At 41.1% G+C, this 17,242-nt stretch carries 26 protein-coding genes; 2 read left to right on the plus strand and 24 right to left on the minus strand.

What is annotated here, in order from left to right; translation table 11 throughout:
- Window positions 1-7: 7 nt before the first annotated feature.
- From rpmD to rpsJ, 20 genes are all read right to left on the minus strand, one after another.
- A complete protein-coding gene (rpmD, locus tag G592_RS0113755) occupies window positions 8-193 on the minus strand; it encodes a 50S ribosomal protein L30 (protein ID WP_015548343.1) in 186 nt (61 codons plus the stop codon).
- Between the two features lie 14 nt (window positions 194-207).
- Window positions 208-717: a 30S ribosomal protein S5 gene (gene rpsE / locus G592_RS0113760; protein ID WP_015548344.1), complete on the minus strand. Its 510-nt coding sequence runs from the start codon at window positions 715-717 to the stop codon at window positions 208-210.
- A gap of 11 nt (window positions 718-728) precedes the next feature.
- Window positions 729-1,097 (minus strand): 50S ribosomal protein L18, encoded by a 369-nt coding sequence (gene rplR / locus G592_RS0113765; RefSeq protein ID WP_015548345.1) that lies wholly within the window; start codon window positions 1,095-1,097, stop codon window positions 729-731.
- A gap of 18 nt (window positions 1,098-1,115) precedes the next feature.
- Window positions 1,116-1,655 carry a 50S ribosomal protein L6 gene (gene rplF, locus G592_RS0113770; protein ID WP_015548346.1) on the minus strand — a complete coding sequence of 180 codons (540 nt, stop codon included), beginning with the start codon at window positions 1,653-1,655 and terminating at the stop codon, window positions 1,116-1,118.
- 89 nt (window positions 1,656-1,744) lie between these two features.
- A complete protein-coding gene (gene rpsH, locus G592_RS0113775) occupies window positions 1,745-2,146 on the minus strand; it encodes a 30S ribosomal protein S8 (protein ID WP_015548347.1) in 402 nt (133 codons plus the stop codon).
- 41 nt (window positions 2,147-2,187) lie between these two features.
- On the minus strand, window positions 2,188-2,373 hold the full coding sequence (locus G592_RS0113780; RefSeq protein WP_015548348.1) for a type Z 30S ribosomal protein S14: 186 nt from the start codon (window positions 2,371-2,373) through the stop codon (window positions 2,188-2,190).
- Between the two features lie 10 nt (window positions 2,374-2,383).
- Window positions 2,384-2,929, minus strand: coding sequence for a 50S ribosomal protein L5 (gene rplE, locus G592_RS0113785; protein ID WP_028234422.1), 546 nt, complete (start codon window positions 2,927-2,929; stop codon window positions 2,384-2,386).
- Window positions 2,930-2,951: 22 nt separating this feature from the next.
- Window positions 2,952-3,263 (minus strand): 50S ribosomal protein L24, encoded by a 312-nt coding sequence (gene rplX / locus G592_RS0113790; RefSeq protein WP_015548349.1) that lies wholly within the window; start codon window positions 3,261-3,263, stop codon window positions 2,952-2,954.
- Window positions 3,264-3,276: 13 nt separating this feature from the next.
- Complete coding sequence (rplN, locus tag G592_RS0113795; protein ID WP_015548350.1) at window positions 3,277-3,645, minus strand: 50S ribosomal protein L14; 369 nt, start codon at window positions 3,643-3,645, stop codon at window positions 3,277-3,279.
- An 18-nt stretch (window positions 3,646-3,663) separates the two neighbouring features.
- Window positions 3,664-3,918, minus strand: coding sequence for a 30S ribosomal protein S17 (rpsQ, locus tag G592_RS0113800; protein WP_028234423.1), 255 nt, complete (start codon window positions 3,916-3,918; stop codon window positions 3,664-3,666).
- Between the two features lie 40 nt (window positions 3,919-3,958).
- On the minus strand, window positions 3,959-4,165 hold the full coding sequence (gene rpmC / locus G592_RS0113805; RefSeq protein WP_015548351.1) for a 50S ribosomal protein L29: 207 nt from the start codon (window positions 4,163-4,165) through the stop codon (window positions 3,959-3,961).
- On the minus strand, window positions 4,165-4,593 hold the full coding sequence (gene rplP / locus G592_RS0113810) for a 50S ribosomal protein L16 (RefSeq protein ID WP_028234424.1): 429 nt from the start codon (window positions 4,591-4,593) through the stop codon (window positions 4,165-4,167). Before rplP ends, rpmC begins: the two co-directional genes overlap by 1 nt.
- A gap of 1 nt (window position 4,594) precedes the next feature.
- A complete protein-coding gene (gene rpsC, locus G592_RS0113815) occupies window positions 4,595-5,254 on the minus strand; it encodes a 30S ribosomal protein S3 (protein WP_028234425.1) in 660 nt (219 codons plus the stop codon).
- Window positions 5,255-5,265: 11 nt separating this feature from the next.
- A complete protein-coding gene (gene rplV / locus G592_RS16635; RefSeq protein ID WP_036947839.1) occupies window positions 5,266-5,655 on the minus strand; it encodes a 50S ribosomal protein L22 in 390 nt (129 codons plus the stop codon).
- A gap of 22 nt (window positions 5,656-5,677) precedes the next feature.
- Complete coding sequence (gene rpsS / locus G592_RS0113825; protein WP_028242197.1) at window positions 5,678-5,959, minus strand: 30S ribosomal protein S19; 282 nt, start codon at window positions 5,957-5,959, stop codon at window positions 5,678-5,680.
- An 11-nt stretch (window positions 5,960-5,970) separates the two neighbouring features.
- Complete coding sequence (gene rplB, locus G592_RS0113830) at window positions 5,971-6,813, minus strand: 50S ribosomal protein L2 (RefSeq protein WP_028248324.1); 843 nt, start codon at window positions 6,811-6,813, stop codon at window positions 5,971-5,973.
- A gap of 86 nt (window positions 6,814-6,899) precedes the next feature.
- Complete coding sequence (gene rplW / locus G592_RS0113835) at window positions 6,900-7,199, minus strand: 50S ribosomal protein L23 (RefSeq protein WP_028248325.1); 300 nt, start codon at window positions 7,197-7,199, stop codon at window positions 6,900-6,902.
- The gene (rplD, locus tag G592_RS0113840) at window positions 7,199-7,819 is read right to left on the minus strand and encodes a 50S ribosomal protein L4 (protein ID WP_015548358.1); all 621 of its coding nucleotides are present in this window, start codon (window positions 7,817-7,819) and stop codon (window positions 7,199-7,201) included. The genes rplW and rplD overlap by 1 nt, the downstream gene beginning before the upstream one ends.
- A gap of 29 nt (window positions 7,820-7,848) precedes the next feature.
- Window positions 7,849-8,532: a 50S ribosomal protein L3 gene (gene rplC / locus G592_RS0113845; RefSeq protein WP_015548359.1), complete on the minus strand. Its 684-nt coding sequence runs from the start codon at window positions 8,530-8,532 to the stop codon at window positions 7,849-7,851.
- Window positions 8,533-8,696: 164 nt separating this feature from the next.
- Window positions 8,697-9,008: a 30S ribosomal protein S10 gene (gene rpsJ / locus G592_RS0113850; protein ID WP_015548360.1), complete on the minus strand. Its 312-nt coding sequence runs from the start codon at window positions 9,006-9,008 to the stop codon at window positions 8,697-8,699.
- A 473-nt stretch (window positions 9,009-9,481) separates the two neighbouring features.
- Here rpsJ and G592_RS0113855 point away from each other — a divergent pair, with 473 nt between their 5' ends.
- Together G592_RS0113855 and G592_RS0113860 are read left to right on the plus strand one after the other, a co-directional pair.
- Window positions 9,482-10,369, plus strand: coding sequence for a class I SAM-dependent methyltransferase (locus G592_RS0113855; protein WP_028248326.1), 888 nt, complete (start codon window positions 9,482-9,484; stop codon window positions 10,367-10,369).
- Between the two features lie 100 nt (window positions 10,370-10,469).
- Window positions 10,470-11,840 carry an MATE family efflux transporter gene (locus G592_RS0113860; protein ID WP_028248327.1) on the plus strand — a complete coding sequence of 457 codons (1,371 nt, stop codon included), beginning with the start codon at window positions 10,470-10,472 and terminating at the stop codon, window positions 11,838-11,840.
- Between the two features lie 34 nt (window positions 11,841-11,874).
- Here G592_RS0113860 and G592_RS17205 read toward each other — a convergent pair whose 3' ends face one another.
- From G592_RS17205 to G592_RS0113880, 4 genes are all read right to left on the minus strand, one after another.
- Window positions 11,875-13,164, minus strand: coding sequence for a diguanylate cyclase domain-containing protein (locus G592_RS17205; protein ID WP_081660420.1), 1,290 nt, complete (start codon window positions 13,162-13,164; stop codon window positions 11,875-11,877).
- Between the two features lie 456 nt (window positions 13,165-13,620).
- Window positions 13,621-14,652 carry an ABC transporter permease subunit gene (locus G592_RS0113870; RefSeq protein ID WP_028248328.1) on the minus strand — a complete coding sequence of 344 codons (1,032 nt, stop codon included), beginning with the start codon at window positions 14,650-14,652 and terminating at the stop codon, window positions 13,621-13,623.
- Window positions 14,652-15,716, minus strand: coding sequence for an ABC transporter permease (locus G592_RS0113875; protein WP_028248329.1), 1,065 nt, complete (start codon window positions 15,714-15,716; stop codon window positions 14,652-14,654). Before G592_RS0113875 ends, G592_RS0113870 begins: the two co-directional genes overlap by 1 nt.
- The gene (locus G592_RS0113880; protein WP_028248330.1) at window positions 15,716-17,230 is read right to left on the minus strand and encodes a sugar ABC transporter ATP-binding protein; all 1,515 of its coding nucleotides are present in this window, start codon (window positions 17,228-17,230) and stop codon (window positions 15,716-15,718) included. Before G592_RS0113880 ends, G592_RS0113875 begins: the two co-directional genes overlap by 1 nt.
- Window positions 17,231-17,242 lie beyond the last annotated feature (12 nt).

The following is a 17,242-nucleotide window of genomic DNA, read 5'->3' on the forward strand; positions in this document are numbered from 1 at the left end:
CCTTCTATTAAATTTCTTCAACTTTTACTAAGTGATTGACCATTCTAAGCATTCCGCGAACGCTGTCGTTGTCAGGAAGCTCAACAGTCTTATTGACCTTTCTAAGGCCAAGTGCTTCTACAGTCTTCTTGTTCTTAGGAACAGCACCGATTGTAGACTTTACGAGTGTTACTCTTAACTTCTTCTCTGCCATTTTAACTTTCCTCCTTAAGCAAGAATGTCTTCAACCTTCTTGCCACGAGCCTTAGCTACTTCTTCAGGTGACTTAAGAAGCTTAAGTCCCTCGATAGTAGCAAGAACAACGTTCTGCTTATTTGATGATCCAAGTGACTTTGTACGGATGTTTCCGATACCTGCAAGCTCACATACGGCACGTGCTGGACCACCAGCGATGATACCAGTACCTTCTGGAGCCTTCTTAAGAAGGACAGAAGCACCTGTGTGCTTACCCTGAATGTCATGTGTAATACTGTGGTTGTCATCAAGCTTAACTGTGATGAGCTTCTTCATTGCATCTTCCTTACCCTTGCGGATAGCTTCAGGAATTTCAGCTGCCTTGCCAAGTCCAGCGCCAACGTGTCCGTTCTTATCGCCTACTACAACAAGAGCTGTGAAACGCATGTTACGTCCACCCTTAACAACCTTTGTTACACGCTTAATTTCTACAACCTGCTCAGTTAACTCTAACTGGCTAGCGTCAATGATTTCACGTTTCATGTGTTCTCCTCCTAGAATTCTAATCCAGCTTCTCTAGCTGCGTCTGCAAGAGCTGCAACCTTGCCGGCATAAATGTAACCACCTCTGTCGAATACGACTTCCTTGATTCCCTTTTCCTGTGCCTTCTTTGCAATAACTGTACCAAGCTTTGAAGCAGCTTCTACGTTATTTGTCTTTGCAAGATCTGCCTTAACGTCTGCGTCAAGAGTAGATGCTGAAACGAGTGTATTTCCACATGTATCATCAATAACCTGAACATACATGTGATTGTTGCTTCTGAACACTGCTAAACGTGGTCTTTCTGCAGTACCGGCTAGAGTGTTACGAAGTCTTCTATGCTTTGTCTGGCGAACTACTGATCTAGATTTCTTACTTACCATTTTACATTCACTCCTTTACTATTTCTTACCGGTCTTACCGACTTTACGTCTAATAACTTCATCAGAGTACTTAATACCCTTACCCTTGTATGGCTCAGGTCTTCTCTTATCTCTGATGTTGGCAGCGTACTGACCAACCTTTTCCTTGTCGATACCCTTGATGATAATTTTATTTCCGTCAACAGTTGACTCGATACCCTCTGGATCTTCCATCTCTACTGGGTGTGAGTAACCAAGGTTAAGAGTAAGCTTCTTACCAGCCTTTGATGCTCTGTAACCTACACCGTTAACCTCAAGAGTCTTCTCATAGCCATCAGTAACACCAACAACCATGTTGTTGATAAGTGTTCTTGTAAGACCATGTAAAGACTTCATCTTCTTTAAATCATTAGGTCTAGTAACAACAACTTCTGCACCCTCAAGCTTAATATCCATCTCTGATGGAAGTGTTCTCTCAAGAGTACCCTTAGGACCTTTTACAGTCACATGATTATTTTCTGCAATCTCAACTGTAACACCAGCTGGAACTGCGATTGGCATTCTTCCTATACGTGACATGCCCGTACCTCCTTAAATAAGATAGTATGTCCGGCTTCTGTAACCGGGTTATACTTTTTGGTAATTAGTTACTTATTGTTTGGAAATGATTACCAAACGTATGCAAGAACTTCGCCACCAACCTGAAGCTTACGAGCTTCCTTATCTGTGATGATGCCCTTGTTTGTTGAAAGGATAGCGATACCAAGACCACCTAAAACGTATGGGATATCGTCCTTACCAGCGTAAATACGAAGACCTGGCTTAGAGATTCTCTTAATACCAGAAATGATCTTCTCGTTCTTGTTTGCACCGTACTTTAATGTAACACGGATATCCTTGAAGTTACCATTATCAACGATGTCGTACTTTGTGATAAATCCTTCATCAACAAGAATGTCTGCAATTGCAAGCTTCATCTTTGATGCAGGAATATCTACTGTATCATGTTTTGCAGTGTTTGCATTACGGATTCTTGTAAGCATATCTGCTATTGGATCACTCATATTCATGATGCAAATTTCCTCCTAATTTTCAATCTGTGCTCGTTATCTTACCATGAAGCTTTCTTAACGCCTGGGATCTGACCCTTGTAAGCTAACTCACGGAAACATACTCTACAAATACCATACTTTCTAAGGTATGCATGTGGACGACCGCAGATTTTGCAGCGGCTATATTCCTGTGTAGAGAACTTAGCTGCGCGCTGCTGCTTAACTTTCATTGACTTCTTTGCCATAACTTTCCTCCTATGCTTCCTTAGCGAAAGGCATATTGAATAAACGAAGTAATTCTCTTGCCTCTTCATCTGTCTTAGCTGTAGTTACGAAGATGATATCCATACCACGAGTCTTGTCGATCTTATCGTACTCGATCTCAGGGAAGATAATCTGCTCCTTGATACCAAGTGCATAGTTACCTCTACCATCGAAGGAATTAGGATTTACACCTCTAAAGTCACGTACACGTGGGAGTGCAAGATTGATGAGACGATCTGCGAACTCGTACATCTTCTCTCCACGAAGTGTAGTCTTACATCCGATTGCCATACCTTCACGAATCTTGAAGTTAGCAACAGAATTCTTAGCCTTTGTTGTAACAGCTTTCTGGCCTGTAATCTTTTCCATATCATTAACTGCAGACTCAAGAAGCTTTGCGTTGTCCTTTGCCTCGCCAACACCCATGTTGACAACGATCTTTTCGATCTTAGGAACTTCCATAATATTCTTGTATCCAAACTTCTCTACCATTGCTGGTACGATCTCATTAAGATACTGATCTTTTAATCTACTCAACGAACTGTTCTCCTTTCTTCAATTAGTCAATCACTTCGCCAGTCTTCTTAGCGAAACGGACTTTCTTATCTCCGTCCATCTTGAAGCCAACGCGTGTAGGCTGACCGTTATGAAGTAACATAACATTTGAAGCATCGATAGGAGCTTCCTGCTCGATGATACCGCCTGCCTGGTTAGCCATGCTAGGCTTAACATGACGCTTAACCATGTTAACACCTTCAACTGTAACGGTGTTATTCTTCTTATCTACTGCGATAACCTTACCTTCGTTGTTAACATCGCCACCAGCAATGACACGAACTGTATCGCCCTTTTTAATTTTCATAGTTGCCATTCTACTCTTCCTCCTACAATACTTCTGGAGCGAGAGAAACAATCTTCATGAACTGCTTCTCACGAAGCTCTCTAGCTACAGGTCCAAAAATACGAGTTCCTCTTGGAGTCTTGTCATCTTTGATGATGACTGCAGCATTTTCATCAAACTTGATATAAGAACCATCTTTACGACGGGCACCTTTAACTGAACGAACAACTACTGCCTTAACAACGTCACCCTTCTTTACAACGCCACCTGGTGTTGCATCTTTAACGGTAGCAGTAATTACGTCGCCGATATTGGCATATCTTCTTGTAGATCCACCCATAACACGGATAACAAGGATTTCCTTTGCTCCTGTATTATCGGCTACCTTTAATCTACTTTCCTGTTGTACCATTATAGTAGCCTCCTTTAATTATTTTGCTCTTTCGATTACTTCTACAAGTCTCCATCTCTTATCCTTAGAGAGTGGTCTTGTCTCCATAACCTTTACAGTATCTCCGATGTGAGCATCGCCGTTCTCATCGTGAGCCTTAAGCTTATATGTCTTCTTAACGATCTTGTTGTAAAGTGGATGCTTTACATTGTCACGGATTGCAACAACGATTGTCTTATCCATCTTGTCGCTTACAACAACACCTGTACGTGTTTTTCTTAAGTTTCTTTCCACGTCTTTGTTCTCCTTTCAAATAGTTAAGATCCAAAACTAATTATGCGTTCTTCTCAGCTTCTGTGATAACAGTCTGAATACGAGCGATGTTACGACGAACCTCACGGATTCTTGCTGTATTGTCTAACTGATTTGTAGCATTCTGGAATCTTAAGTTGAAAAGTTCTTTCTTAGCTTCTACGAGCTGAGCGTTAAGCTCTGCTACTGAAGTGTTCTTTAAATCTTCTACGTACTTTGTATTCTTCATTATGCTTCACCGCCTTCTAAATCCTCACGGGAAACTATCTTGCACTTGCAAGGAAGTTTATGTGTAGCGAGACGAAGTGCTTCTCTAGCAACTTCCTCAGATACTCCTGAGATCTCGAATAATACACGGCCCGGCTTAACAACAGCTACCCAATATTCAAGTGTACCCTTACCTGAACCCATTCGAGTTTCAGCAGGTTTTGCAGTAACTGGCTTGTCTGGGAAAATCTTGATCCAAACTTTACCACCACGCTTAATGTAACGTGTCATAGCGATACGAGCTGCTTCGATCTGGTTTGACTTAATCCAAGCTGGCTCCATTGCAACGATACCATACTCACCGTATGAAATCTTATTTCCTCTTGAAGCTTTACCAGCCATGTTTCCACGGAACTGTTTTCTATGCTTCGCTCTCTTTGGCATTAACATATTATTCGGCTCCTCCTTCCACATTCTTCTTCTTTGGAAGTACTTCACCCTTATAGATCCATACCTTTACGCCAACCTTACCATAAGTAGTGTCAGCCTCAGCGAATCCATAATCAATATCAGCACGGAGTGTCTGAAGTGGAATAGTACCTTCGTTGTAAGACTCGCTACGTGCCATATCAGCACCACCAAGACGACCTGAACAGCTTGTCTTGATACCCTTGATGCCAGTCTTCATTGCTCTTGACATGCAAGACTTCATTGCTCTACGGAAAGATACACGGTTCTCAAGCTGACCTGCAATGTTCTCAGCAACAAGCTGTGCATCACGATCTGGTCTCTTGATTTCCTTGATATCTACAACAAGCTTATCGCTTGTCTGCTTCTGGAGCTCTGTCTTAATCTTGTCGATTTCAGCGCCGCCCTTACCGATAACTACGCCAGGCTTTGCTGTATAAACTGTAACCTTAACTCTACCAGCAGCACGCTCGATTTCAATCTTAGAAACGCCTGCAGCATAAAGCTTCTTCTTAAGAAATTTTCTGATATTATAGTCTTCAACTAAGTAGTCTGAGAAGTTCTCGCCCTCAGCATACCACTTAGAATCCCAGTCCTTAATAACACCGACTCTTAAGCCATGAGGATTAACTTTCTGTCCCATGTTTTGCCTCCTTAATTTTTCTGATCAAGCACTACTGTGATGTGGCTCATTCTCTTTTCGATTCTGTAAGCTCTACCCTGTGCTCTTGGTCTGATTCTCTTCATTGTAGGTCCCTTGTTTGCATAGCACTCAGCTACTACGAGGTCCTTACGATCTAAGCCGTTATTGTTCTCAGCGTTTGCAATAGCAGACTTAAGTAATTTTTCTATAACGCTTGAAGCGTATCTTGGATTGTACATTACGATAGCAAGTGCTGTATCAACATCCTTACCACGAATGGCATCAAGTACGAAACAAGCCTTCTGAACTGACATTCTAGCATAAGATAACTTTGCTGAAGGTCTTGTATCCTTTACATCGTTTCTCTCACGTTTAATTTGAGATCTATGTCCCTTAGCCATGATTAAAACTCCTTTCTGTTAATTAGCGTACCTTTGACTTCTTTTCGTCCTTGCCGTGACCTCTGTAGGTTCTTGTAGCAACGAACTCACCAAGCTTGTGTCCAACCATATCTTCTGTTACGTATACTGGAACATGCTTTCTTCCGTCATGTACTGCAATTGTATGTCCAACCATCTGTGGGAAGATTGTAGAACGACGTGACCATGTCTTGATAACTGACTTGTCGCCGTTTGCGTTCATAGCGTCAACCTTCTTTAATAAGCTTGCATCAGCAAATGGTCCTTTTTTTAATGAACGTGCCATGTGTATCCTCCTTACTTGATTGCTCTACCATCGCGTCTTCTTACGATGAGCTTGTTAGACTGCTTATGTTTCTTTCTAGTCTTGAGACCAAGAGCAGGCTTGCCCCAAGGTGTACATGGACCTGGACGTCCGATAGGAGCGCGGCCCTCACCACCACCATGTGGATGGTCATTAGGGTTCATAACAGAACCACGAACTGTAGGTCTGATACCCATGTGTCTCTTACGACCAGCTTTACCAATCTTAACAAGGTTGTGATCACCGTTACCGATAACACCGATAGATGCGCGGCAGTTAAGAGGTACCATTCTCATTTCGCCTGAAGGAAGACGAAGTGTTGCATACTTTCCTTCCTTAGCCATGAGCTGAGCTGAGTTACCAGCTGAACGAACAAGCTGTCCGCCACGACCTGGATAAAGCTCGATATTGTGAATAAGTGTACCAACTGGAATCTTCTCAAGTGGTAAGCAGTTACCAACTCTAACTTCAGCGTCAGCACCGTTCATAACTGTCATGCCGTCTGTAAGACCAGCTGGAGCAAGGATGTAAGCCTTCTCACCATCTGCGTAGCAGATAAGAGCGATGTTAGCTGTTCTGTTTGGATCGTACTCGATACCGATAACCTTTGCAGGAACTCCATCCTTATTTCTCTTGAAATCGATAAGTCTATATTTCTGTCTATTACCGCCACCGTGGTGTCTTACGGTAATCTTACCCTGATTGTTACGACCAGCGTGCTTCTTAAGTGAAACAGTAAGTGACTTCTCTGGAGAGTTCTTTGTGATCTCTGAGAAATCTGAACCAGTCATATTTCTTCTCGAAGGTGTATATGGGTTATATGTCTTAATTCCCATTTTGATTCTCCTTTCAAAAACTCGTTTATTGTCGTGCTCGACTGCACATAAAATTAATTAACTCTTGTCTATAAAAGACCTAAATCTTAAAGACCTGAGAAAATCTCGATGTCTTTGCTATCAGCTGTAAGCTGTACGATAGCCTTCTTTGTCTTTGCTGTCTTTCCGTAAGTCATTCCACGTCTCTTTGTCTTACCATCAGCGTTCATTGTGTTAACTGATGCAACCTTTACTCCGTCGAACATCTTCTCAACAGCTTCCTTAATCATAGTCTTGTTAGCTTCTGGATGAACAAGGAATGTATACTTCTTCTCAGCCATTGCGTTCATAGACTTCTCTGTGATTACAGGCTTAAGGATTACGTCATAGTACTGTACGTTTGCCATTATGCATACACCTCCTGAATCTGATCAACAGCAGCCTTTGTTACTACTACTGTGTTGTACTTAAGGATGTCATATACGTTGATTGTGTTTGTAAGAGCTGTCTTAACTGTAGGAATGTTCTTTGCAGACATTACTACGTTCTGATCGTTTGTATCAAGAACTACGAGAGCCTTCTCAACGTTAAGGTTTGTAAGAACCTTTGCGAAATCCTTTGTCTTAATAGAATCAAGCTTAAGCTCGTCAACAACGATGAACTTGTTCTCGTTAACAACTGAAGTAAGTGCAGACTTAAGAGCTGCTCTCTTCTCCTTCTTGTTAAGCTTGAATGAATAATCTCTTGGAGTTGGTGCGAATACTACGCCACCACCTGTCCACTGTGGAGATCTTGTAGAACCCTGTCTTGCATGACCTGTTCCCTTCTGTCTCCAAGGTTTTCTACCACCACCAGAAACCTCAGAACGAGTCTTAGCCTTCTGTGTTCCCTGACGGTTATTTGCAAGCTGCTGGACAACTGCCATGTGCACTAAGTGCTCATTGATCTCAACTGCGAAGATGCTATCGTTAAGATCCATGCTGCCAACTTCTTTGCCTTCCATATTAAATACGGATACTTTAGCCATTGCTAAGTTCCTCCTTTCCTATCGTAAGATTACTTTCCTGCTTTAACTGACTCTTTGATTGTTACAAGAGACTTCTTTGGTCCTGGAACAGCACCCTTTACTAAAAGCAGATTGTTTTCAACGTCAACACGTACAATCTCAAGATTCTGGATTGTAACTCTTGTTCCGCCCATCTGACCAGGCATACCCTTGCCCTTGAATACACGGCTAGGTGATGAACATGCACCGTTTGAACCCTGGTGTCTGTGGAACTTAGAACCATGAGCCATAGGTCCTCTGTGCTGACCTAATCTCTTGATAGCACCCTGGAATCCCTTGCCCTTTGATGTTGCTGTAGCGTCAACCTTGTCGCCAGCCTCAAAGATATCAGCCTTGATTTCCTGAGCGAGTGCGTAATCTGCACAATTATCAAATCTGAACTCTCTAACAAATCTCTTTGGCTCAACACCAGCCTTATCGAAGTGACCCTTCTCTGGCTTGTTTACGCCATTGCGATGAATGATTTCTTTGCGTCCGTTAGCATCCTTATTAACAAGCTTAACCTTCTTGTCAACAAAGCCAACCTGAACTGCATCGTAACCGTCGTTCTCTACTGTCTTGATCTGTGTAACAACACATGGGCCAGCAGAAAGTACAGTTACAGGAATAAGCTCGCCGCCTTCATTGAAGACCTGAGTCATTCCGACCTTTGTAGCTAAAATAGCTTTCTTCATTTTTCTTACCTCCATTTTCTACAGCGGAACGCTTCTTGCCCATACTATGGGGTAGCGGAACCGTTCATCCTAGAACAGTGTCATATAAGTGGAACTAGATAAGAAATCTAAGTTGCTTCTATATAAAACCATCTTGGATGTTAACTAAAATTGGTTGAACTCAATTACTTGTTCTTGATGCTGATCTCAACACCTGCTGGCATCTCTAACTTAGAAAGTGCCTCAACAGTCTTCTGTGTTGGGTCGATGACATCAATCAATCTCTTATGAGTTCTCTGCTCGAACTGCTCACGAGAGTCCTTGTACTTATGTACAGCTCTAAGAATTGTAACAACTTCCTTCTTTGTTGGAAGAGGTACTGGACCACTAACCTGTGCTCCGTTCTTCTTAACAGTCTCGATGATTTTCTTGGCAGATGAATCTACTAACTCATGATCATAAGCCTTGAGTGTGATTCTCATAACTTGATTTGCCATAAAAAAAGTCTCCTCCTTTTTCGTTTTTTCTGACTTCTGAAAAATCGAACAAGTGGCGACTGTACACTTACCCGTGTGTATCATGGTTTAAAACTCAAAGTTCGAACCAAGTTCTCACACGTCGTCTCCGCGAATGCGGACGGTTTTCTGTTGTACAGTGACTTGTCGTCAGTTTCCTAACTTGACATTCGCTCCACGGAAAACCAACTCAAAACTGAGTTGCAACCTCACGCTTCATAGCTATCATGTCACAGCAAGTTATAATATACACGCGAACAGGGGTATATGCAAGAAAAAGATGAAAAAAATTGTATTTTATTAGGTACAATTTTTAGAACCACTAAATCTAGTAGATGAATTGATATTTTTAAACTAGAAATCATTGAAGATTAATAATCTTTAAGTATAATAGTCAAGGCAAAGAGTTTTGTAAAGACTTATTTCATTATTATATAGAAAGCAAGGTATCAAATATGCAACCAGCTAATAATTGGAAAGATTACGAAATAATAGACTGTAGCTCAGGCGAGAAGCTGGAGCGCTGGGGAGACTATGTTCTTCTTCGTCCAGACCCACAGGTTATCTGGAACACAAAAAAGAAGTCTCCTTATTATAAGAAGCTAAACGCTCACTATCATCGTTCAAACAAAGGTGGCGGCGAGTGGGAGTTCTTTGACTTACCAGAGCAGTGGACTATCAGCTACCCTATCTGTGATAAGAATCTCACATTCAATCTTAAGCCATTCGCATTTAAGCACACTGGTCTCTTCCCAGAGCAGGCTGTTAACTGGGATTGGTTTTCTTCTATTATAAATAAGGAAATCAAAGAGAAGAATCGTCCGGTAAAAGTACTTAACCTTTTCGCTTACACAGGTGGTGCTACACTTGCTGCAGCTGCAGCCGGTGCTCAGGTCACTCACGTTGATGCGTCTAAGGGTATGGTTCAGTGGGCAAAAGAGAACGCTGCTTCTTCCGGTCTTGCTGATGCTCCTATTAGATGGCTTGTAGATGACTGTCGTAAGTTTGTTGAAAGAGAGATTCGTCGTGGAAATAAATACGACGGTATTATCATGGATCCTCCTTCATATGGAAGAGGTTCAAAAAATGAGGTGTGGAAGATTGAAGATGATATCTTCCCATTCATCCAGCTTTGCGAAGAGATTCTTGCTGATGATGCTCTCTTCTTCCTGGTTAACTCATACACAACAGGCCTCCAGCCTGCAGTTCTAAATTATATGATTAGCACTGCTCTTCTTAAGAATCATCCTGGTGAAGTTACAGCAGACGAGATTGGACTTCCTGTTACTGAATCAGGACTTGTGCTTCCATGTGGAGCCAGTGGTAGATGGGTAAGAAAGTAATGACACATTATAATAAGAAGAAACACAAAATTTAACTATCATTTTGTATTCTGATTAGACTATAATATCTACCATATCTATATAGAAGGAAAATAATTTTATGAATGAATCGACAACTATGAATCCACTTGGAACCGAGCCAGTTGGAACACTTCTTAGAAAATTTGCTATACCAAGTATCATCGCTATGCTTGTAGGTTCACTTTACAACATGGTGGACCAGTTATTCATAGGAAACTTTGTAGGTCCTCTTGGAAATGGTGCCACAAATATCCAGTTTCCACTTTCGATTTTGAATGTAAGTATCGCTTTACTTTGCGGTATCGGTGCTGCTTCCACATTCAATCTTGCAATGGGACGTGGCGAGACAGAAAAAGCCGGATATTATATAGGAAATGCTGTTTCACTTATGCTCGTCGGAGGCTTGGCCCTCACTGTTATTACAGAAGTTGCTCTCAAGCCTATCCTTTTAGGATGCGGCGCTACTGAGAATATTCTTCCTTATGCAATGGAATACTCTCGTATCTGTGCATTAGGATACCCACTGTTTATCCTTTCAGCCGGTGGTGCTCACATCGTAAGAGCTGATGGCAGCCCAAATATGACAATGGCCATCAACATGACTGGTGCCATTATCAATACCATTCTTGATTTCCTTTTCGTTGCTGTATTTGGATGGGAGATGACAGGTGCGGCTGTTGCCACAATCATTGGACAGTGTATTTCAGGTATCATGGTTCTTGTATACCTTACAAAGTTTAAGACTGTTAGATTAGAGAAAAAGCATTTTGTTCCAAATCTTCACATGATTGGTGCCATTGCATCTCTTGGTACTGCACCTTTCATTAATCAGATTGCTATGATGCTTGTTCAGATTGTTATGAATCACGTAATGGGTCACTATGGTGCTCAGTCAATTTACGGACCAGATATTCCAATTACATGTGCTGGAATCATTTCAAAGGTAAATGGAATCTGCTTCTCATTTATCATTGGTATCTCACAGGGATTACAGCCAATTATCAGCTTTAACTACGGAGCTCAGAATTACAAACGTGTTAAGCAGGCTTACAATCTTGCCATTAGAATTGCAGCCGCTTTAGCTATTTTCTTCTGGGCAAACTTCCAGCTGTTCCCAAGACAGATTGTTTCGATCTTTGGTTCAGGTAGCGAATTATACTTTGATTTCTGTACAAAGTACTTCCGAATCTTCCTTGTAGGATTATTCACATGCTTCCTTCAGCCATTGTCATCAAACTTCTTTACATCAATTGGTAAGCCTCAGAAGGGTGTATTCATGTCCCTCACAAGACAGGTGCTTTTCCTTACACCACTTATCATTGTCTTACCTTTAATCTTTGGATTCAACGGAGTTCTTTACGCAGGACCAATTGCAGATGCTCTTTCATTTACAATTTGCTACATCCTCGTAAAGCGCGAATTCAATCATCCAGAATTTAAAAACTGCTAAAAAATGTGCCCACCATATGGTGGGCACTTCTATTTTATTTACATATAATCTGATTTCTTCCACCTTCCTTAGCCTGATACAAATTCTCGTCTGCGCGCTTAAGAGCATCATCCACAGATTCTCCAGGCTGAAGTGCAGTCAATCCAAAACTCATTGTGATCTGGCGATCTGAATCTGGCACCCAGATGGTTCTTACTTCGTCCATAATCAGCTCAAGTTCTCGTCTGGCAATATCCAGCTCACGGTTATCAAAGATTAGAAGGAATTCCTCACCACCCCAGCGGGCTGCCATTCCCTTTCCAACCATTCCAGCCTTGAGTTTTTCGGCAACCTTCTTAAGAACGTAATCACCCATCTCATGGCCAAAGGTATCATTAACTTTCTTAAAGAAATCGATATCAGAAATACATACGCAATATTGCATTCCCTGTTCAACGGATCTAATTCTTATATCCTCAAGCTTCTTCTCTGCGTATCTTCTGTTATTCAGCTCAGTCAGAGCATCATAATCGACCAGCATCTGAATTGCTTTTGCCATACGCTTTCCATCAGTGGCAAGATGCTTAATCTCATCATCCTCAAGCATAAGTTCTCTAGGCATTTCAACATCAAAGTTTCCATCAGCCAGAGCGTTCATATACTTGTCCATCTTTCTGATTCTGCCGGCGAGCTTTCTATTAAAGTAAATCATTATGTAGCCCATAAGAAAGGCGGTCAATCCACAGGTTACACAAATAGGAAAGATGTATTGTAAAAGTTCCTGCTTAACAGATTCCTGAGAACGGCTAACTGCAATCATTCCGTCTGTTGTCCCAGCCTCACTTACTAATGGCATATAGTATGCATAACTTTTCCTGTCATATACCATTACGTTGCTGTAGAACTTGCTGGCACCCTCCTCCAGAACTTCCTTTTTTACTATTACAGAAGCACTTGTTCCGGTAGCTCTATTCCCGTCGGTGTCTTTTAAGGTTGTAATCAAACGAACATCGTTGTAAAAAACAGATATATCTATATCAAGCATATCTGCCAAATCGTCAACCATAGTATACTCACCGTTGATACGCTGTTCGCCTTTATACATCTCAGCCACGCCATCACCGTCAGCATCTTCTGCCCAGTATTCACCAACATATATTTCATTTAAAACATACTGCGCCAGCTGAGCATCACGAATAAGCTCTTCCTTTGTTTCATTTGCCACCAGCTGATAAAGACCACTGACACTTACAGAAATAATAATGATTGCCATCAATGTAAGTGGTATCAGGGTCATACGTAGCATCTGACTATTTAGACTATTGCTAAATTTCCTTTTCGCCATGGGAAACTCCTCAGCCGCCCTCCCCCTTTAAAGGTGGCCACTTTTAGTTATTTTCCCATAATATTATGTCATTATCGTGAACTATAATTCGATTTTACCTGTTTAAACACTGAATAAACTAATTTTCACTATAGCTAATAATCTCAGCTTTACCCCAAGGTACTGAAGCGTTAGGATCATTGATTACTGGTGCAAGAATATCGAAAGCATTACTGCCTTCCCAATAATTAACCTAGCCCTTTTCATTTCATCATTCTCCTTTGTTCAAGTGTAAGTTATTCAAGCATTATTAAAATGCAATTTGTTACTAAATTATTACATAAAATAATTACCAGCACAACTAATTATTGTATTATTTCATATTTGAGAAATATCTGTGGATTTATATTAAAAAAGTCCCGAAACCATCCAAATTTAGATAGTTCCGAGACTTTCATTCATAATAATAAATATTTACTATTTGTTTCTCTGTGCCTTAACTAAAGCAAAGATAGACTGAAGGATGATGAATACACAAAGGAGTGCTGCTGTTGCGATGTTAGCCCAGCTTGAAAGGAGCTTTCCGTTTGTATTAACAAGTACAGTAATTGTACCATTGATAAGAACACCAAAGAGTGATCCGATTACGTTACCTACACCACCTGTAAGAAGTGTTCCACCGATAACTGCTGAAGCAATGGCATCCATCTCAAGTCCCTTTGCCTGGTTTACAGAACCTGACATTGTGTTCAGGCAGTAGAGAATACCACCGATTGAACAAAGGAATGAAGAAAGGATGTGTGAAAGCATTCTTGTCTTCTTAACATTAAGACCCATCATTGTTGCAGATGTCTGATTGCCACCTACTGCGTATAGGTTACGTCCAAACTTTGTGTACTTAAGCATTAAGAAGATAAGTACTAATACTATCAAAGCGATAAGTACTGTTGGTCTGATGTATGGAGCAACAATCTTACCATGCTTGTTTGCCTTTCCAAGGAACTCAGGAAGATTAATTTTTGAGTTTGCCCATGCGTAGAACACTGGGTTGTCTGCCTCTGTGATTGAAATCTGACCTGAGCAGATAACTGCTGTCATACCTCTTGCAAAGAACATACCTGCCATTGTTACGATGAATGGCTGAATTTCAAGGTAACCTACAAGGAATCCCTGAACAGCACCGAATATCAAACCAATAACAAGAACAAGTATTACCATTGGAACAGCGCCCATGTGCCACTCTGTCATACCAAATACCAGGAGCATACAGTCCATTGCAATTACTGAACCAACTGAAATATCAATACCACCTGTAAGCATTACACAGGTCATACCGCAGGTTACACAGATAAGACCAGCATTGTTGATAAGTACGTTAAGGAAAGTCTGAAGATTTCCAAATCCCTTATCAGCGTAAATTACACAACCAACTGCATACATGAATACGAATAATGCAATTGTAATGAAAATAAGTACTGTGTTTGAATCTAATTTCTTTTTTGTCTTCATTATGCTGCCTCCTTTACTACTGGCTGCTGAGCTCTTGAAGCTTTCTGAGCCTTTCTGGCAGCCATGTAAGCCTTAAATGCTGGAGCCTGCACAACTACGATAATAATAACGATTATTGCCTTAAATACTGGTGCCTTATCAGTTGAAACACCCATAGCAAGAAGTGTTGTTGTGATAGCCTGAATCGTGTAAGCACCGATGATAGAGCCTGCAAGATTAAACTTACCACCACCAAGTGAGTTACCACCAAGAGCAACTGCAAGAATGGCATCAAGCTCGTAGTTAAGACCAATGTTATTTGAATCTGCTGAATAGATTCTTGATGAAGCAACGATACCAGCAATACCAGCGCAAAGGCCGCATACTACGTAGCAGATAAAGCAGATTACATCTGAATTGATACCTGAAATACGAGCTGCTCTGCCGTTGATACCAACTGACTGAACATAAAGTCCAAGAGCTGTCTTCTTAAGAAGAACTGCTACTATCGCAATTACGATAGCTGCCACAAACACTGGTGTAGGGATTGGACATCCCGGTATAAAGTTACCCAGATATTTATATGGCTCATATCGTATATACGTAATCTGGTTGTTGCAAAGAAGTAAGCCGATAGCACGTGCTGCTGTGAATAAAATCAAAGTAGCAACCATTGGCTGAATCTTAAGTTTTGCTACAAGTGCTCCGTTCATCGCACCGCTGACACCACCCATAAGTACACCAAAGAGCATACCTACAATCATAGGAACAGCAAGTGTTGAAACTGAGTTGTTGCCATATCCAGCAAGTAACATACAGCAGCTACAAGCTGAAAGTGACATTACCGAACCAACTGAAATATCAGTTCCGGCTGAAACAGCTACTACAAGTGTCTGACCAACTGCCAGAATAGCGATTTCAGATCCACGATTTAAAATATCAATTAATCTACCAAATAAAACACCGTTGTTGATACTGATTGCAAAGAAATCAGGCGACTTAATCAAGTTTATCAACAGTACCAATATCATACAGAAAATTGGCAAGAACAGTGGCTTTTTTGTAAGCTTCTTAAAGTTTTCCATTATTCTCCACCTCCTGCGATAGCTGCCATGACTGATTCCTGAGTCATTTCACCAGAAATCTCTCCTACCTGAGCGCCATCACGCATTACATACATTCTTGAACAGGTACGAAGCATCTCCTCGATTTCTGAAGAGATGAATACGATACTCATTCCCTCTTCCTCAGCAAACTTTAATGCAAGTTTCTGGAATTCAGTCTTAGTACCGATATCGATACCTCTTGTTGGCTCATCTAAGATTAAGAAATCTGGATGTGTGCATAACCATCTTGCCAAAATTACCTTCTGTTGATTACCACCAGAAAGCTGATTTATAGGAGTCTCCCTTGATGCTGTCTTTATCTGAAGCATATCGATAAATTTATCAGCAAGTTCAATTTGTTTTGACATTGGAATCTTTTTGAACATTCCGCTTCTAGCCTGAAGGGCAAGGATAATATTCTCCCTAACTGAAAGATCACCGATACAACCATCCGCTTTTCTATCATCTGGAAGGTAACCCATTCCAGCTTTAATTGCATCAAGTGGTTCTTTAATATTAATCTCTTTGCCGTTAACTTTTAACGAGCCTGTCTGAGCTTTATCTGCACCATAGATGCAACGAACCATCTCTGAACGACCAGACCCAAGAAGGCCAGTAACGCCAACAACTTCGCCCTTTTTAATCTGAAAATCAAATGGCTTAATAGTACCTTTATGACTGAGATTTTTTGCATCAACAACAACATCTTCAGAAACATTTCCAGCTCCTTCCTTCTTGATTGATGCCAGGTCATCGAAGTCTTTTCCAAGCATAGCCGCAACAAGTTTGACACGTGGCATCTCTTCAACAGAATACTCACCCGCAAATTCGCCATTTCTAAGAACAGTGATTGTATCGCATACTGCATATACCTGCTCAAGGAAATGAGTTACAAATATTATTCCAACTCCCTTTGCTTTAAGATCCTTCATAACCTTGAAGAGCTTTTCTACTTCGTTGTCATCAAGTGATGATGTTGGCTCATCAAGAATGAGGACCTTACAATCCATATCTACAGCTCTTGCAATTGCTATCATCTGTTGAATTGCAAGAGAATAATTTTCAAGTGCAATAGTTACATCAATATGTAAATCAAGTCCATCCACTATTTCCTTTGCACGCTTGTTCATTGTGCGCCAGTCGATGGTTCCTATTTTTGTCTTTGGCTCACGGCCAATGAATAAGTTTTCTGCTACTGTTAAGTTAGGGCAAAGGTTTACCTCCTGGTAAACTGTAGCAATTCCCTTTTCCTGAGCTTCTAATGTTGAGTGATTAATTACAGGACCCTCAACTCCAGCTACATGTATCTCGCCTGCATCGAGAGAATAAACGCCAGTCAACACCTTAATCAATGTAGACTTACCCGCACCGTTTTCTCCCATCAGCGCATGTATCTCTCCCTTTCTAAGAGTAAACTGTGCATGATCTAATGCTTTTACGCCTGGAAAGGATTTGGATATGTCGCGCATGGTAATCAGTATATTTTCATCCATAATCTTTCTCCA

It is taken from the genome of Pseudobutyrivibrio ruminis CF1b (assembly GCF_000424005.1).
In the GTDB taxonomy this organism is placed as follows: Bacteria; Bacillota; Clostridia; order Lachnospirales; family Lachnospiraceae; genus Pseudobutyrivibrio; species Pseudobutyrivibrio ruminis_C.